At 39.1% G+C, this 16,078-nt stretch carries 17 protein-coding genes; 9 read left to right on the top strand and 8 right to left on the bottom strand.

Annotated elements, in window-relative coordinates; translation table 11 throughout:
- Positions 1 to 25: 25 nt before the first annotated feature.
- The 4 genes from OK344_RS01520 to OK344_RS01505 form a co-directional block, all read right to left on the bottom strand.
- Positions 26 to 535 (bottom strand): nitroreductase family protein, encoded by a 510-nt coding sequence (locus tag OK344_RS01520; protein ID WP_265143126.1) that lies wholly within the window; start codon positions 533 to 535, stop codon positions 26 to 28.
- 33 nt (positions 536 to 568) lie between these two features.
- The gene (locus tag OK344_RS01515; RefSeq protein ID WP_265143125.1) at positions 569 to 1,018 is read right to left on the bottom strand and encodes a GreA/GreB family elongation factor; all 450 of its coding nucleotides are present in this window, start codon (positions 1,016 to 1,018) and stop codon (positions 569 to 571) included.
- Positions 1,019 to 1,109: 91 nt separating this feature from the next.
- Positions 1,110 to 1,853 (bottom strand): 23S rRNA (guanosine(2251)-2'-O)-methyltransferase RlmB, encoded by a 744-nt coding sequence (gene rlmB / locus OK344_RS01510; protein ID WP_265143124.1) that lies wholly within the window; start codon positions 1,851 to 1,853, stop codon positions 1,110 to 1,112.
- A gap of 52 nt (positions 1,854 to 1,905) precedes the next feature.
- Positions 1,906 to 2,376 carry a DinB family protein gene (locus OK344_RS01505; protein ID WP_265143123.1) on the bottom strand — a complete coding sequence of 157 codons (471 nt, stop codon included), beginning with the start codon at positions 2,374 to 2,376 and terminating at the stop codon, positions 1,906 to 1,908.
- A gap of 263 nt (positions 2,377 to 2,639) precedes the next feature.
- Between OK344_RS01505 and OK344_RS01500 the strand changes: the two genes are divergently transcribed.
- From OK344_RS01500 to OK344_RS01460, 9 genes are all read left to right on the top strand, one after another.
- A complete protein-coding gene (locus tag OK344_RS01500; protein WP_265143122.1) occupies positions 2,640 to 3,644 on the top strand; it encodes an AAA family ATPase in 1,005 nt (334 codons plus the stop codon).
- Between the two features lie 145 nt (positions 3,645 to 3,789).
- A complete protein-coding gene (locus OK344_RS01495) occupies positions 3,790 to 4,653 on the top strand; it encodes a DUF58 domain-containing protein (RefSeq protein ID WP_088467914.1) in 864 nt (287 codons plus the stop codon).
- A 38-nt stretch (positions 4,654 to 4,691) separates the two neighbouring features.
- The gene (locus OK344_RS01490) at positions 4,692 to 5,588 is read left to right on the top strand and encodes a BatD family protein (RefSeq protein WP_265143121.1); all 897 of its coding nucleotides are present in this window, start codon (positions 4,692 to 4,694) and stop codon (positions 5,586 to 5,588) included.
- On the top strand, positions 5,588 to 6,592 hold the full coding sequence (locus tag OK344_RS01485) for a vWA domain-containing protein (protein WP_265143120.1): 1,005 nt from the start codon (positions 5,588 to 5,590) through the stop codon (positions 6,590 to 6,592). The genes OK344_RS01490 and OK344_RS01485 overlap by 1 nt, the downstream gene beginning before the upstream one ends.
- 24 nt (positions 6,593 to 6,616) lie before the next feature.
- The gene (locus OK344_RS01480; protein WP_265143119.1) at positions 6,617 to 7,624 is read left to right on the top strand and encodes a vWA domain-containing protein; all 1,008 of its coding nucleotides are present in this window, start codon (positions 6,617 to 6,619) and stop codon (positions 7,622 to 7,624) included.
- An 89-nt stretch (positions 7,625 to 7,713) separates the two neighbouring features.
- Positions 7,714 to 8,457: a tetratricopeptide repeat protein gene (locus OK344_RS01475; RefSeq protein WP_265143118.1), complete on the top strand. Its 744-nt coding sequence runs from the start codon at positions 7,714 to 7,716 to the stop codon at positions 8,455 to 8,457.
- Entirely contained in the window at positions 8,457 to 10,193 is a 1,737-nt protein-coding gene (locus tag OK344_RS01470; RefSeq protein ID WP_265143117.1) for a BatD family protein, read from the top strand. The genes OK344_RS01475 and OK344_RS01470 overlap by 1 nt, the downstream gene beginning before the upstream one ends.
- Before the next feature lie 43 nt (positions 10,194 to 10,236).
- Positions 10,237 to 10,833 (top strand): MarC family protein, encoded by a 597-nt coding sequence (locus OK344_RS01465; protein ID WP_265143116.1) that lies wholly within the window; start codon positions 10,237 to 10,239, stop codon positions 10,831 to 10,833.
- Positions 10,834 to 10,844: 11 nt separating this feature from the next.
- Complete coding sequence (locus OK344_RS01460; protein ID WP_265143115.1) at positions 10,845 to 11,039, top strand: hypothetical protein; 195 nt, start codon at positions 10,845 to 10,847, stop codon at positions 11,037 to 11,039.
- Positions 11,040 to 11,050: 11 nt separating this feature from the next.
- Here the strand turns inward: OK344_RS01460 and OK344_RS01455 are convergent, their stop codons facing one another.
- From OK344_RS01455 to OK344_RS01440, 4 genes are all read right to left on the bottom strand, one after another.
- Positions 11,051 to 12,103: a diphosphomevalonate decarboxylase gene (locus OK344_RS01455; protein ID WP_265143114.1), complete on the bottom strand. Its 1,053-nt coding sequence runs from the start codon at positions 12,101 to 12,103 to the stop codon at positions 11,051 to 11,053.
- A gap of 21 nt (positions 12,104 to 12,124) precedes the next feature.
- A complete protein-coding gene (locus tag OK344_RS01450) occupies positions 12,125 to 13,888 on the bottom strand; it encodes an AMP-dependent synthetase/ligase (protein ID WP_265143113.1) in 1,764 nt (587 codons plus the stop codon).
- Between the two features lies 1 nt (position 13,889).
- The gene (locus OK344_RS01445; protein ID WP_265143112.1) at positions 13,890 to 14,903 is read right to left on the bottom strand and encodes an NAD-dependent epimerase/dehydratase family protein; all 1,014 of its coding nucleotides are present in this window, start codon (positions 14,901 to 14,903) and stop codon (positions 13,890 to 13,892) included.
- A gap of 125 nt (positions 14,904 to 15,028) precedes the next feature.
- Positions 15,029 to 16,066, bottom strand: coding sequence for a phytase (locus tag OK344_RS01440; RefSeq protein ID WP_265143111.1), 1,038 nt, complete (start codon positions 16,064 to 16,066; stop codon positions 15,029 to 15,031).
- Positions 16,067 to 16,078 lie beyond the last annotated feature (12 nt).

The raw sequence follows: 16,078 nt of genomic DNA, 5'->3' as shown, positions 1-16,078 counted from the left end.
CCAAATAAAAAGTTACAGCTTTAATTTATATTTTTCCTATATAAAACAATCCGTAACACTTTTGATTCTCTTCCAAATTTAAAAATTCATCAAGATGTTTAATCATTCCTGGGCTGCTCCAGTAGCTGCCAATTCCGTGTGCGGTGCAGGTAAGATACATATTCTGAACCGCCATCGCTGTAGCAGCAATCTCTTCCCATTCCGGGAGTATCCCACTGAAATTCACAGAAATTGTAACAATTACATTTGCTTTCGCTGCTTTTTCAGAGATACTTAAATATTTTTTTTCGAGAAAATGCTGCGGTGCAACTGTATTTTTATAAATCTCGGCCAGTTTTTCTCCCAACCTGGTTTTTTCTTCACCTTTAAATATTTTAAAACGCCACGGTTTGGTACGTTTGTGATTTGGAGCGAACGTGGCGGAGCGAAGGATCTCATCCAGAATTTCCTGTTCTATCTCTTCGCCAGTATAATCCTTTGGAAAAATACTTCTTCTGCTTTCAATGATTTCCTTTAATATTGCTGCTTTTCCCATTAAATTATTATCTCTGATTTTTCATATTAACTTTTACATAACATTTTCGATAGTCTGGGCAATATTGTTCAGTACAAATGAGTCGCCCGCTTTTTTTCCGAATAAAATTTTTGCCATGGGACTTTCCTCAGAAATGGCATAGAAACGGTCGCCTTCATAGAAAAATTCGCCCAAAGACACCGAAATATAAAATCGCGCTTTATTCGTAAAAACCAGAGATCCTATCGCGACACGCTGCGTAGAATTATTCAGGACTTTAGTCATGTTTCTTTGCAGATCCTTAAGTGAAGCCAACTGTTTCTGCATCTGGTAAATCTCTTCCTGCATTTCCTCGCGGATGGAATCATACTTTGGAGTTTTCTTGATTTCACGGCTGGCTTCCAGAGTAAAATCAAGAAACTTTTCGAGTTTTTCTATCTTCCCCCGAATTATTTCTTTTACATGATTGCGCACCTCGCTTTTTGAAACCGTACTGCTCCGCATAAACTCCTAATTTTTAATAAAGTTAAAAATTCTTTTGAATTCAAATTTGATGCTAACCGATAAAAACTGAGAGATACTGGAGTTAAATACGTTATATCGGCATTGCGATTTTCTGGCGAACCGCTTCATATAAAATAGCGCCGCAAGCTACGGAAACGTTAAGCGACTGTGTTTTTCCTTCGATCGGAAGCTTAATTTTCTCATCGGAATGATGTAGAACTTCTTTAGAAATTCCGGTTTCCTCATTTCCCATTACGATTGCACAGGGCTGCGTGAAATCTACATCATAAATAAGTTTCTGCGCCTTTTCGGTAGCCGCGAAAACCTGTACACCCGACTGCTGAAGAAAATCTACGGTATGCGCCAGATTTTTTTCTTTGCAGATTTTCAGGTTATAAATTGCGCCTGCAGAGGTTTTTATCGCATCAGAATTTATTGGCGCTGCGCCTTTTTCAGGCAAAATAACGGCGTGAATCCCCACACATTCTGCTGTCCTGCAAATCGCACCGAAATTTCTTACATCGGTTAACCGGTCCAAAATCAAAATAAAGGGAGTTTTTCCTTCTTCAAAAAGTTGCGGAAGCACATCTTCAATCTTCTCAAAAGGAACATCTGAAATAAAAGCGACCACGCCCTGGTGATTTTTCCTCGTAAAACGGTTGAGTTTTTCTACCGGCACATAATTCGGGCGGATCTTATGTTTCGACAAGAGCGTTTTGAGTTCTTGGTAAATCTCGCCCTGTAACGCATTCTGCAGAAATATTTTGTCTATGGTTTTTCCGGCATCTATTGCTTCCATCACAGGTCGCAAACCAAAAATAAAGTCGTCTTTCATTAAATTGAATGTATGGAATAATTAAAATTAACTATCCGGGTTGATATAGGTTTTAAAATTTTTCGCCAATAATAGCTCTTTTCTGGGCCATCGCGTAACCATAATGTAAGGTCTCGTGCATGTTGTTGAAAATAATTGCATCCTGAATATTCTTCAGATCCAACCCAAAACTTGTGGTGTAAGGTGTATAATCTGCAAAGAAATCTGCATCGTAATCTTTCATTAAAATTTTTGAGGTTTCTGTGAGCAAAAAAGCCAAATCATCAACTTCAGACTGCTGCACATTGAGGTTCGGCAGTGTGCCCTTTTTATAGGTTTCAATCCAGTATTTATCGATTCTGAATGGATTTCCGCTAAGATAATAACACAGCAGCTGTTGTGTCGCTACCGTGTGCGCGATATTCCAGTAAATATTATTGTTAAAACCGTCGGGAATCAGCATCAAATCACTGTGTGATGTATTCTGAAGAATTTCCAGAAGATTTCTGCGGACTTGCCTGTGGGCCTGAAAATGATAGTTCATTTTACATTATTTTAATCCTCAAAAATAGGGTAATTAACTGAAAGAGACAAAAATGCATTTTCCAGGGAAAAAGCATTTTAAAAGATTCTAAAAATATTTATTTAAAAAATGCTTCAATTTGTAATCACGTATTAACAATTCGAATTCCTTCACCAATCTTTTGTATAGAGGGTTTAACAAAACTTTAACTCATTCTTGGCACCAATTATGTTGACTGATGAGGGTATTTATCAGAAATTTACACATTAAATTTTAAAATCACTATGTCAGAATTACATCAGGCCGAAGATATAAGACAGCTCACCGAAAAAGTAAGAGAACAGAATTATTTTTTCACCCTCCTGAAACAGGAAATCAACAAAGCAATTATCGGACAGGAACATATGGTAGACCGTTTATTGATCGGTCTTTTGGGCAACGGCCATGTTCTTTTGGAAGGTGTTCCTGGTTTGGCAAAGACACTGGCGATTAAAACACTTTCAGATGCTGTGCAGGGCGATTTTTCACGGATTCAGTTTACACCGGATCTTTTGCCGGCAGACGTTGTGGGAACCATGATGTACAATATAAAAGACAACGATTTTACTATAAAACGCGGACCTATTTTCGCCAATTTTGTACTCGCTGACGAAATTAACCGTGCACCTTCGAAAGTACAGTCGGCACTTCTGGAAGCCATGCAGGAAAAACAGGTAACCATCGGTGACGAAACTATGCCTTTACCAAAACCTTTCCTGGTTTTAGCGACACAGAACCCAATTGATCAGGAAGGAACTTACCTTTTGCCGGAAGCGCAAAGCGACCGTTTTATGCTGAAATGCACCATCAGTTATCCGGATTTCGAGGATGAAAGAAAGATTATGAAAATGGTAGCCACATCGCACCAACCGGAGATTAAACCGGTGATATCGCTCCACAATATTATGGAAGCCAAAAATCTTATCAACCAGATTTATCTTGACGAAAAAATTGAGAAATACATCCTGGATATGGTTTTCGCAACCCGGACACCGGAAAATTATGGCCTGGCAGAACTTAAAAATTACATCAGTTTCGGTGCGTCGCCAAGAGCATCCATCAACCTGGCAATCGCTTCCCGTGCGATGGCTTTCCTGAAAAACCGTGCTTTTGTACTTCCGGAAGATGTGAAGGAAATTGCAAAAGACGTTCTGAGACACCGAATCGGACTGAGTTTTGAGGCGGAAGCTGAAGAAATTACTGCCGATGAAATTGTAAACAGAATCTTGGGGAAAGTTCAGGCACCCTAATTATCGGGATAAATCCTAAAATAAACTTATAGCCCCGATTGAAGCGGCATCCTTTTGCGAAACGAAGTGAAGCAAAAGATACAGCGGAAAGCGGGACCGCAGATCAAAGAAAAACAAAATCTTCGGGCTCCTGAAAAAAGAAATCATGCAGATTAAAGACATCATCAAAAAAGTAAAACAGATTGAGATTCGGACTAAAAAAAAGTCGGAAGCAACGTTGATGGGTCAGTATCACAGTGCATTTAAAGGTCAGGGAATGACTTTTTCTGAAGTAAGACCTTATCAGTTCGGCGACGAGATTAGAAGAATCGACTGGAATAAAACCGCACGTTTCCGCGAACCATTTGTAAAAGTGATGGAGGAAGAACGTGAACTCACGCTGATGCTTTTGGTGGATATTTCTGCATCGATGGATTACGGCACCAAAACCCAGCTGAAACGTGAATTTGTCGCAGAAATTGCCGCAAGTTTGGGTTTTTCAGCAGCTGGAAACAATGATAAAGTCGGCCTTATTTTATTCGCAGATAAAGTTTATAAAGTTATCCCGCCGCAGAAAGGAAGAAAGCATATTCTGGCCATTATCAGTAATATTTTAACTGCAGATTATGTTCCTGCGGACTCGAAAATTGATGGTGCGCTGCAGTATATGATGAATATCTTCAAGAAAAAATCGCTGGTTTTTATGTTTTCGGATTTTGAGGATGATTACGATTTAAAGGTCCTTCGGGTGGCTGCACGAAAACACCAGCTTCTTGGAATGCGGATTTATGATGAAAAAGACAGCGAAATTCCGGATATCGGATATGCGCTCTTTCAGGATTCCGAGACAGGGAAACAGGTTTGGGCAAACACTTCCAGCGCAAGATGGCGTTATGAATTTGCAGAGAAACAAAAACAGAAAGTTCGCAGCGTAACCGAAGATTTCGAAAATTCTGCCGCCAGTTTTATGAATATCAATACCGGCGAGGATTACTCGAAATTCCTTTATCAGTATTTCAGAAAACGCTAATCAACATTCACGAAGTTTATAAAAACAGGAATCAGATTTTGAAAAAAATATATTTTATCTTATTTGCCCTTTTATATGTTTCCGTATTTTCGCAAACGCTGGGTTCACGCCTCGAAAAAAAGACTTTGGCGCTGGGCGAAGTTGGTCTTTTCAGGATTAAGATCTCCAATTTACAGGGGAAAGATGTAATTTCTGCGCCTCAAAACGAATTGTTGCCTTTTCATTTTGAAGAAATAAAAGACAGCATCAGCAACAGACCCGATTTCTACGAAAGAGTAATTGAATTTGCCATTTTCGAAGAAGGAAAATATACGATTCCCGCACTCGATTTCAATATTGGCGGGCAGCTCTACCACACCATACCTTACGAAGTTGAAGTCATCAACACCGCTCAGAAAGGTGATGAAATCAACGACATCATGAAAAACAAAGAGGTAAAACTTGATGTTAAAGATTACTGGGAACTTTACAAATGGTATATTTTAGGTGTGCTGATTTTACTGGCTTTAATCTTCATTATTTATTATTTGGTTCGGTATGCGAAACGCAGAAAAAATTTGCCGGCGGTAATGACCAATCAGACGCTGAAAGATCTCGAAAATCTTAAGAAGAAAAAATTTATTGAAAACGGAGATTACCGATCTTTCTATGTAGAATTAATAGATATCTCAAGAAATTTCATCACCAAACAGTACAAAATTCCAGCAGATGTTTTGCTGACTGATGACCTGATTGATGTGATGAAAACGAACAATACCATCTCACCAGAAAACGAAAAAATTGTTGAAGATATCTTTCTACGCGGTGATTTGGTGAAGTTCGCAAAGACGTTCCCGGATCAGCTTACCATGCAGACCGACTTCAATGATATAAAAACCTTTGTAAAACGTTCTTCCAAAGATCTGGAAGCCGAACAATTAAGAACAGGCGTATAATGACATTTGACTTACTTAATTTAGAATTTTACAGTCCGTGGTTTTTACTGCTGTTCGCTGCTTTCATTCCTTTAATTGTTTTGGATTTAAGCAAGAAAAAACGAACAGGAATTCGTGTTCCCACCATTCGGAACATGCAGGAAAACAAGGGAATTCTTTTTGTTCTTTTTCTTCTGAAAATTTCAAAGTACATCATACTTTCGGCATTGATTATTGCGATGGCACGCCCGCGAACCTTCACAATTTCTCAGGATAACGACGACAGTAAAGGAATCGACATTATGCTATCTGTGGACGTTTCACTCAGTATGCTTGCTAAAGATTTAGAACCCGACCGCTTAACGGCACTGAAAGGAATTGCCAAAAATTTTATCGAAAAAAGACCCGGCGACCGTATAGGCCTCGTCACCTATTCCGGCGAGGCGTTTACCAAAGTTCCTGTAACTTCGGATCATGCGGTTTTGCTCGAAGAACTTGAAAACTTAAATCCACTGGAACTGCAGCCCGGAACCGCAATTGGTGAAGGACTTTCGGTGGCGGTGAGTCATTTACGACACAGCAAATCGAAATCAAAAATCATCATTTTGATGACCGATGGCGTGAATACGATTGAAAATGCAATGCCGGCTCAGGTTGGCGCCCAACTGGCGAAAAGCAACGATATAAAAGTTTATTCCATCGGTATCGGAACCAACGGATATGCGCTGATGCCAACAGCAACCGACATCTTTGGTGATCTGGTTTTCAATGAAACCGAAGTGAAAATTGATGAGCCTGTGCTCCGTGAAATTGCAGAAACGACTGGTGGAAAATATTTCCGCGCCACATCCAACCAAAGTTTGGAGCAGGTATATGAAGAAATTAATCAGCTTGAAAAATCGGAACTTAAGTCCACAAAACTTTATAACTATCAGGAATATTTCAGGATTTTTCTTTGGATTGCCCTGGCAGTTTTATTACTCGATGCGCTGCTTCGGTGGCTATTTTATAAGTTTTTAAGTTGATGAGAAAAGAATTTGAACACTAATATGAATTGGTATTTAGGAAATAACTGGTATTTACTCTTGCTGCTGCTCCTGCCGCTGCTCGGGATTATTATTGCTGGATACACAAAGTGGAAAAACCGCAAGAAAACCGTATTTGCGGAAGCCAGATTCCAGGAGGAACTCTTCGAAAAGAAAAGTAGATTTTCCCGGTTTCTTCCGGCTTTATATTTGATCGCTACCCTTTTTCTTATTCTTTCGATTGTAGATTTACTCAGCGGTACCGAGGAAGTTAAAACCAGTCAGAAGATGAACAATGTAATTTTTCTTCTTGATGTCTCCAATTCGATGAATGCACAGGACGTGGAACAAAATCGCTTAACTCAAGCCAAAAACATCATCATCAACACGATGTTTAAGATGAAGAATGATAAAGTTGGAATTGTAGTTTTTGCCGGTGAATCTGCTTCAATAATGCCTTTGACCACGGATTTTACTGCTGCAGAAACTTATATCGGAGGAGTGGAAACCAGTGTAGTAAAAATTCAGGGAACTGATTTTTTAAACGGAATGAAAACCACTGCAGATAAATTTAAAAATGTCGCAAAAGGTTCGCGTAAAGTTGTTTTAGTTAGCGACGGTGAAGATAATGAAGGAAACGAAAAAGCAGCCATAAGACTTGCAAATAAAGAAGGAATTCAAGTAGTTTCAGTCGGAATAGGAACTGAGGAAGGAGCGCCGATTCCGGAATACGTATTCGGACAGTTGATGGGGTATAAAACTGATCTCACCGGCCAAACGGTGATTTCTAAACGACAGACGAATGCGCTGAAGAATATCGCTGAAGAAACCGGTGGAACCTATATTGATGGCAATAATCTGGACGATGCTACCTCGCAGATTATTGATGGGCTGGCAAAAACATCTTCGTCATCTGAAACCTTGGTAAAATCCCAAAACGCTATTCATTACTATCAGTATTTTTTAGGCATTTCTATATTTCTTTTTCTTTTAATTTTTCTCTTAAATCCAAAGAGAGAGTTTAATATTTAACTAATATTCAGGTATTTCGGTCTATATTTAACCGAATTTTAACAGAAACACCTACTCGACTTAACATTAAAAGAGATAATTTTGCAGTAATGAATCGCAATTTACTTTTCACCTCCATATTATTAATTTTTTGCACTGTCTTTTTCTCGGCACAGAAGAGTTACAACACCCTTATTTTTGAAGGAAATAAAGATTTCGATAAGAAGAACTACGAATCTTCTTCATCAAAATATATGGAAGCCATTAAGGTTAATGAAAAAGATTTCAGCGCACACTATAACCTCGGCAATTCACTTTATAAAAGAAAAATGTTTGCAGAAGCCACTGCGGAATACGAAAAAGCTGAAAAATTAGCTATAACGATTCCGGATAAAGCTGCCGCGCTTTATAATTTGGGAAATGCTCACATGCAGACAAATAATTCGAAAAAAGCAGCTGAATTTTACAAACAGGCTCTGAAACAGGATCCTTACAACGAAACCATCCGCAAGAATTACGAAATCGCGATGCTGAAGGAAAAAGAAAAGCAGGAAGAGAATAAGCAGAAAAATAGTTCCGGCGGCGGTGGCGGAAACGACAAAAACCAGGACAAAAACCAGGGCGATGAAAAAGGCGACACGCCACAAAGCCAGTCCGGACAAGGGCAGCAAAACAAAGGCGAAGGCGAAGGCGACGATCCCAACAAAAATAAAAACGACAACTCCGGCAAATTGCCTAAAGACCTTGAAAATTCAATCCTTAACCGTGTAGAAAATAAAGAAAGAGAAACCGCAAAAAGGATTCTCAATAAGAATTCCTATTCCATGCCACAAAGCAACGAAAAGGATTGGTGATGAAAAAAAGAATTCCATACATATTATTTCTTTTCTCGACGATATTAATTTATGGTCAGGTAACATTGGCTGTATCTGAAGTGAAGGATCAGAAAGTAAACCAGCCGTTTAACCTAACGGTTTTACTTGAAATTGCCGGCGAAAACATGCAGCAGGAAACCCCGCTCAGAATGCCCGACACTTCAAAATTCGATATCATCGGGACCGCATCTGAGCAAAACACAATTGTTCTCGATGCAAAAAAAGGTAATGTCTTGAATCAGATGGTTTACCAGATGGTTCTGAGTCCGAAACGCGCGGGTAAAGTTACATTCGGATCAGTACTGGTCACCGTAAACGGTAAGATTTACAAGACCGAGCCTTTCGAAATTAATGTAAGGGAAAACGATAAAAAATCTTCAGTTGCTGCAACTTCTCATTCGGATGAAGTGTATCTCAACATGGAGGTAAAGGATAAAGAGGTTTATAGAAACGAACCTACCATCGCAGTTCTGCGCGCTTATAGCCGGGATTACAATAATTTCAGAAAAGTTGGTAACATCCATTATCCACGAGATAGAAATATCCGGATTAAACCAGTGAGTTTTGCGAAATCCGAAATCGAATCCCATTCAGATATTGCGTCGCAGGTTATTGCCGTATTTATGATTTTTCCATCAGAGACCGGTTCTGTTGATGTACCGCCAGTTTCTGCATCAATTTCGGGTTCTTCAAAGGAAGAAAAAATAACCTCCAATAAAGTAAGGCTCAATGTAAAGAAACTTCCATCGGGAATGCCCGTGCATTTTAAAAACGCCGTCGGAAATTTTGCGGTTTCTGTGGCAAATAACAGCACAGTTGAAGTTGCGGAAATCGACAAACCTGTAAACATCTCGATACAGATTTCAGGATCCGGGAATTTTGGTACGCTTCATTTACCAAAAATGGTAAATTCTGCAGATTATGTGTTTTTTGAACCTAAAGTTTCAGTAAAAACCAATGCAAAAGACAACAGACTAAATGGCATTTTGAAAGCAGATTATGTTGTAATCCCAAAGCGGCCGGGACCTATCAGCATCAGTTTTGAGAACTTTTCTTACTTCGATCCTGAGACTAAAAAATATGTTGATTTGGGATCTCAATCTATCGCATTAAACGTAAAAACACCTCAACAGATTGCAGACTCTAAAACGACACTTGAAAAAGTTCACGATTATACCAATAACGTTCTGGAAACCGTAAACACCCCGGTTCTGCAGACTCATAATTTAAAAATAAAAGATAAAAGCAGGATTAACTGGAAAATAGTTTTCGGAAACTTGGCTTTAATGGCTGGACTACTTTCTCTCTTCCTTGTGATAAAGAAGAAAATGACACACCGCAATTTAAAACCGGTGATCACCACAAAGCCAATCACTACTATCGCCGAAACAGAGGAACTGATTCGCAATAAATTGAGCGTTCAGTTTGATGACAATATTAAATATTTAAAAAAACTGGCTGAAAATAAAGATTTCTCGAAATTTATTTCGGTGTACGAGGAATTAAATGCCGAAACAAAAGAATACATCGGCCTTCTTACAGAATCAGATTTTAAAAAATATCTGGAAACACATAAAGGTCAGAAGTTTGCGGACGAATACAGAGCACTATCAGAACAAATTCTGGTCGAAAAATACGCGCCATATCATTCCGATGAACATATCGATGAGCTTTTAAAATCTATCGTCAGAATATATTCTCAGATTAGACAATAATCAATTAATTTTTCTATTTTTGCGAAATTAATAATTTTAATAAATGCTTGACTCTTTCTCTTTAAAAGAAACGCTTACCACTACTATGGTTCTTTTTGCTGTAATCGATATTGTAGGCTCAATTCCAATTATTGTCACTTTAAAGCAGAAATTTGGGCATATTGAATCAGAAAAAGCCGCGATTGTATCGGGTATGCTGATGATTTCTTTTCTTTTTATCGGGAATAAAATTCTTAAATTTATTGGTGTTGATGTGAATTCGTTTGCAATTGCTGGTGCTTTTGTAATCTTCATCATCGCTGTGGAAATGATTCTGGGTATCGAAATCCAAAAGCATCAAGAAGCAAAATCTGCCTCGATTGTTCCTATCGCCTTCCCACTCATTGCAGGCGCCGGAACATTGACTACCACCCTTTCTTTACGTGCGGAATATCATGATATAAATATTATTTTGGGAATCATCCTCAATACAATTTTCGTATATTTGGTGCTGAAATCGGCGAACTGGATCGAGAGGAAACTGGGCGACGGAACCCTTCAGGTTTTGCAGAAAGTTTTCGGAATTATTCTTCTTGCGATTTCGATTAAGTTGTTTACAACTAACTTTGCACAGTTGATCACCACTTACGTTAAATTTTAAAGACCCATAAAATGCATCTTTTTTATAAAATATTCTTAGTATTATTCGTAATTTTCATTGGCTTCAACCTGTATGCAATGGAATGGCAGCTGGGTTTCTGGCACGAAGAAAATGCTAAATTCATTTTGTCAATTTCCGCAGCAATTGTGGGAATTCTGGTAGTTTTTGTAATGCATACCTTAAGCAGGTTTGCGGCGAAAAGGTAATTTTCCGGGATTTAAAACCTCATCACATCCTTCACGACACCGTTATTTTGAGTAAACTGTAAAAGCTCTTTTACAATAAATTCCTTGATTTGGTCTTCGTCCTTATCGGCCGGAAATAACAAATGAACGTTTGCACCCGCATCCAAGGTGAAAAACAGCGGTAAACCTGTTTCCCTGCGGAAATCCCAGATTTTATTAATGACTGCAAGCGTGCCGGTTTTCATAAGAATAAAGGCAGGATCACTCATCATCATCATGGCGTGAAGCGTAAGTGCTTCATGTTCCACCAATTTGATGAAATTCGACATATCACCAGATTTCAAAATATCCTTTAAAAGCGCAAAATTTTCGTGCGCTTCCTGAAATCTTCTTTCAGCGTACGGATTCGTGTTCATTAAACCATGACCAACTGTGGAACTTACGGATTTTTCTCCTTCATGAATCAGAAGAACCCAGTCGTTGAAACTTTTAAAAACTTCATGAATCTCATCATTCGGGTATTGTACCGCATAAAAATCAGAACTGTCTTCTACTTCTTTTGTTCTTCCCCAAACCACCAAACCGTCGTACAGACTCCGGCATGCACTTCCGCTGCCTAATCTTGCCAGAAAACTTGCCTTCCGCACTTTAAAATCACCATCCTGAATACCCGAAAACTGCTGCTCAAGCTCCATTAAACATTTGGCTATCGCACCGAATCCTGAGGCAGAGCTTGCAATTCCGGAACTGTGGGGAAAAGTGTTCTCGGTTTTTATAATGTATTTCCCTTTCAGAATCCAGGGAAGATACTCTTCGATATTTCTAAAATATTTTTCAATTTTTTCAGCAAATTTGGGTTCTTCATTGCCTGCAAGAAACGTTTGTACAGAGAATTCTTCATCTGCCAAAAACTCCATAGAAGTATTTGTTTTGCAGTTATTTAAGGTATAACTGATGCTTGGGTTTGCGGGAATCTGGCGCTCATATTTTCCCCAGTATTTGATGAGTGCAATATTCGAAGGACAGCTTGCCGAAACCATTTGGCTGGATATAGCGAAGTTTTTTTTACCTGTAAAATCGTTCATGTTGTCTAATTTAAATTTGCGCTAAGAAGTGTACATTTTATCGATTAACGCTGCATATTTCTGCATTACTACATTTCTTTTCACCTTCAAAGTTGGTGTAATTTCTCCTGTATTGATTTCGAATTCTGCCGGCATCAATACAAATTTCTTCACTTTTTCGAACCCCGAAAGGGCTTTCTGAATTTCCTCGAGTTTTTCGCGGTAAAATTCTTTTACTTTTTCCGAATCCACGATTTCCTGCCAGTTGGTAAACGGAATGTTCATCTTCGGAAGCTGTTCTTTCAAAGCCTCAAAATTAGGAATAATCAACGCAGTTACAAAAGGCTTATCTTCCGCCACGATCATCGCCTGATTGATAAAATTATTGTTTGAAAGTAAATTTTCTATGGGTTGAGGTGTGATATATTTTCCGTTAGCCGTTTTCATTAAATCTTTAATTCTGTCGGTAATGTAGAGATTCCCATTTTCATCAAATTTACCTGCATCACCGGTTTTAAACCAGCCATCTTCTGTGAAAACCTCGGCAGTTTCTTTTGGTAATTTATAGTATCCTTTCATCACACCGCTTCCTTTTGCAAGGATTTCGTCGTTTTCGCCAATTTTAATTTGGGTATCGCCAAGCGGAATCCCGGCGCTTCCGTGTTCATATTTAGTAAATGGAAAAGCTGTTAATGTAGCAGTAGTTTCCGTAAGTCCATAACCCACCGTCATATGAATACCCATCGCATCGAAGAACTTTGTTACTTCCGGGGATACTGAAGCTCCGCCGCAAGGCATAAACCAAAGTTTCCCGCCCATTTTTTTCTTTATTTTGTTAAAAACCAGCAGATCAGCAATGTTATTTTTAAATCCAAGACTAAAAGGAACGGGTTTTTCCAGCCGCTTTAATTCTGAAACCTGAGTTCCTACATTTATTGCCCAGTTGAAGATTTTCTTTTTGGATTCGGAACCGTTCTGTACCATTTCGTTGACTCCTGCATAAATTTTCTGGTAGAACCTCGGCACCGCGCACATCATGGTAGGTTTTACTTCGGTTAATGCGTGGGCGATAAGCTTGGTATTTTCCAGGAAATATACTTTTGCACCGCCGTACAGTGCCAGCAATGTCCAGCTTCGTTCAAAAACGTGGGTCAGCGGGAGAAATGCAAGTGAGGTCTCGTTCTCGAAGTTTTTAAATTTGAAAAAACCGAAGTGCGCCCTGATCGCATTGTGAAAATTTCCGTGCGTCAGCATTACTCCTTTCGGTACGCCGGTAGTTCCGGACGTGTAAATAATGGTCGCCAGATCATCGTCTTCTTTTTGAACAATATCAAAATGTTCTTCCGCTTTCTTGATGAAATCTTCAAAATAAATGCTTCGGTCTTTTTTAATCCAGATGGCTTTTTTTGAAACGACAATCTGCTGCAACGTGTTCTCTTTATTAAGAATTTCGAAAGCGGCATCATACTGTTCCTGGTTGCCGACCAATATAATTTTAGCTTCAGAATTATTGATGATGTATTCTGCCTGCGAACCGTTGTTTGTAGAATAAATCGGCACTGTAACTGCGCCAAGAGCGAGAATCGCAAGATCGAAAGTAATCCATTCAGCAGAGTTATCGGAGTAAATTGCTACCCGGTCGTTTGCAGAAATTCCGGCTTCTTTCAATGCGTTTGCGGTTTTGAAAACCATCCTGCGGAAATCGAGCCAGTGGATTTCTTTCCATACGTCCTTCTTTTTAAAACCTATCGCAGGTTTTATGGAGAACTTCTCTGCATTTGTATTCAAAAATTCTGCGAAATTCATCTTACTCTTTTTTACTTTTTTTATCAGTTCTGTAATTTTCCAGGTGGAAATCGATGCTGTCATTCACCGGAATGAACTTAAATCCCAGCGTCTTTACAATTTTATCATTACTTACATTGCTCATATTGGTAACTGACTCTGTGTTAACTTTATCTACCATTCTTAAAGGCGAAAAAAGCCATCCAAAAACAAAGTTCAAAACTCTGCCGACCGTAAGCACCGCTGAAGGAATAATTTTCGGGGAAGAAAGTCCCATTTTTTGTCTTACATACGACGCTACTTCAGCGTAGCGTTTATTTTCGGAAATCAGGATAAAGCGTTCATTAAAAACATTGTTATCCATGAGTTCGATGGATGCCTTTGCCACATCGCGCACATCTACATAAGAAGCTCCTCCGGAAAAGGTGTACGGTTTGGCAAGATTTGCAAACAGCATTCCGCTGCTTTGCGTCCAGTTTCCGCTGCCGATGATGATTCCCGGATTTACAATTACGGTGTTCAAACCTTCCGCGGCCGCGCGCCAAACTTCCATTTCAGAAAAATGTTTGGAAACGGCATAGGCAGAATGATCTAATTTCTGGTTGTAATCTGAATTTTCATCGGTTTCATCTTTTTCATTTACACCATCAAGCACCGCAATAGAACTTACAAAACAGAATTTCTTCACCTGACTTCCTTCGCACGCATAAAGCAAATTTCTGGTTCCTTCGATATTGGTATGATACATCCTGCGCTGATCGGCGGGATGAAAACTTACCGTCGCGGCGCAGTGATAGACTTCTTCAACACCAATCAACGCATTTTGCAGCGAATGAATGTCTTCAAAATCAACATTCATCCATTCAATTTTATTAAAGTAATCGTCAGGATTTTCGGTATAAAACTGAAAAGAATGGCGAACCTCCTCCAAATTACTGGATCTCCGCTTTGCTGCACGCACGATTTTCCCGCGTTTCAGCAGTTCTAAAACGATAACTTTTCCGAGAATTCCTGTTGCGCCGGTGACCAGAACCATAAATTTGGATATTTTACAAAAATACTCATAATAAATTCAAGCTCAAACTTAAAAATAGAATAAAAAACCCTGCAAAAGTTTTTTTTGCAAGGTTTCTATTATTATTAAAAATTAAATTCTTTTAATTACTTGGACTGCGACTGCTCATCAATAATTTTCTGGAATTCGCGCCAATCGTAGTAATGAAATACTTTTCCGTTAGTCATCGCTACAAAAACGCCGTTAGGAAATTTGGGTCCGAGATTGACATTAACCACTTCTGAACCGTCACTTTCCTTTGTAGAAACCGGAATTTCTGCAATTCTGTAATGTTGGTTCGCATTGCCATTGTCGCCTTCGCGCCTGTAAACGTTGAAGGTATCGGCTTGCTGATTTGAAATCAAAATGTAGCCTTTTCCGTTGCCTGTATCATAAATCGAAATTCCCTCCACATCTTCTTTGAAATCTTTCTGGCCAAAAAGTGCGAGTTCCTGATTGCCTTTTGCCGGATCTGCATAATATTTTCGGACACCGAAACCTTCATCAGAATAATAAATAAAGCCCAGCTCATCATCTACGGCAATGCTTTCAATTTCTTTTTTACCGCTGAAATTTCCGAACTTCCGTACCACTTCGCCAGTAACTTTCCCGTTGTTTTCTGAAAGTTTGTACTGCCAAAGGTAAGTTCCGCCCGGGCCGAATTTTCTGCCCACAATGGCGAAAATTTCTTCAGTATGGGGATTTTTATAGATTGAAATTCCCATCGGGTCGCGATCAGTTTCGCCTTCAAAAACACTGATTGCCCCAATTTCTTCCATCGAGGGAACTTCGTAAATCCTGATCTTGTTCTGCTGTCTTTCCGTGGTAACTGCTATATCGATTTTTTTACCCTGAAAATTAAATCCGTATTCGACATCTACGTTGTTAGGACGCTTTAAACCCGGCACTTTGTTCACGATTTTTCCATTTAAATCAAATACAAAAAGGCCGCCTTCCGTTTCTTTGTCGGTTCCGATAATTAAAGATTGGGAAGCATCCTGTGGATTGATCCAGATCGCGGGATCATCGGTATCAAAATTTACCTGTTCCGTGATCACTGCTGGTTGAACCTTTTTATGCAAATTTAAAGATGTACACTGTACCAATGCGGAGCAAAGTGCAATATAAAAAACTGTTTTTTTCATTTTACGAAATAT

Source organism: Kaistella yananensis, from assembly GCF_026107505.2.
Taxonomy (GTDB): domain Bacteria; phylum Bacteroidota; class Bacteroidia; order Flavobacteriales; family Weeksellaceae; genus Kaistella; species Kaistella yananensis.
The sequence above is the reverse complement of the archived record's forward strand: the minus strand, read 5'-3'. Positions and strand labels throughout refer to the sequence as shown.

What these genes read in the sequence shown, in the direction of transcription:
- OK344_RS01450 (WP_265143113.1), bottom strand. Translation starts at nt 13,888, where the DNA reads ATGAATTTCGCAGAATTTTTGAATACAAATGCAGAGAAGTTCTCCATA.
- rlmB (WP_265143124.1), bottom strand. Translation starts at nt 1,853, where the DNA reads ATGAAAGACGACTTTATTTTTGGTTTGCGACCTGTGATGGAAGCAATA.
- OK344_RS01495 (WP_088467914.1), top strand. Translation starts at nt 3,790, where the DNA reads ATGCAGATTAAAGACATCATCAAAAAAGTAAAACAGATTGAGATTCGG.
- OK344_RS01485 (WP_265143120.1), top strand. Translation starts at nt 5,588, where the DNA reads ATGACATTTGACTTACTTAATTTAGAATTTTACAGTCCGTGGTTTTTA.
- OK344_RS01455 (WP_265143114.1), bottom strand. Translation starts at nt 12,103, where the DNA reads ATGAACGATTTTACAGGTAAAAAAAACTTCGCTATATCCAGCCAAATG.
- OK344_RS01505 (WP_265143123.1), bottom strand. Translation starts at nt 2,376, where the DNA reads ATGAACTATCATTTTCAGGCCCACAGGCAAGTCCGCAGAAATCTTCTG.
- OK344_RS01480 (WP_265143119.1), top strand. Translation starts at nt 6,617, where the DNA reads ATGAATTGGTATTTAGGAAATAACTGGTATTTACTCTTGCTGCTGCTC.
- OK344_RS01460 (WP_265143115.1), top strand. Translation starts at nt 10,845, where the DNA reads ATGCATCTTTTTTATAAAATATTCTTAGTATTATTCGTAATTTTCATT.
- OK344_RS01470 (WP_265143117.1), top strand. Translation starts at nt 8,457, where the DNA reads ATGAAAAAAAGAATTCCATACATATTATTTCTTTTCTCGACGATATTA.
- OK344_RS01445 (WP_265143112.1), bottom strand. Translation starts at nt 14,903, where the DNA reads ATGGTTCTGGTCACCGGCGCAACAGGAATTCTCGGAAAAGTTATCGTT.
- OK344_RS01500 (WP_265143122.1), top strand. Translation starts at nt 2,640, where the DNA reads ATGTCAGAATTACATCAGGCCGAAGATATAAGACAGCTCACCGAAAAA.
- OK344_RS01520 (WP_265143126.1), bottom strand. Translation starts at nt 535, where the DNA reads ATGGGAAAAGCAGCAATATTAAAGGAAATCATTGAAAGCAGAAGAAGT.
- OK344_RS01515 (WP_265143125.1), bottom strand. Translation starts at nt 1,018, where the DNA reads ATGCGGAGCAGTACGGTTTCAAAAAGCGAGGTGCGCAATCATGTAAAA.
- OK344_RS01440 (WP_265143111.1), bottom strand. Translation starts at nt 16,066, where the DNA reads ATGAAAAAAACAGTTTTTTATATTGCACTTTGCTCCGCATTGGTACAG.
- OK344_RS01475 (WP_265143118.1), top strand. Translation starts at nt 7,714, where the DNA reads ATGAATCGCAATTTACTTTTCACCTCCATATTATTAATTTTTTGCACT.
- OK344_RS01465 (WP_265143116.1), top strand. Translation starts at nt 10,237, where the DNA reads ATGCTTGACTCTTTCTCTTTAAAAGAAACGCTTACCACTACTATGGTT.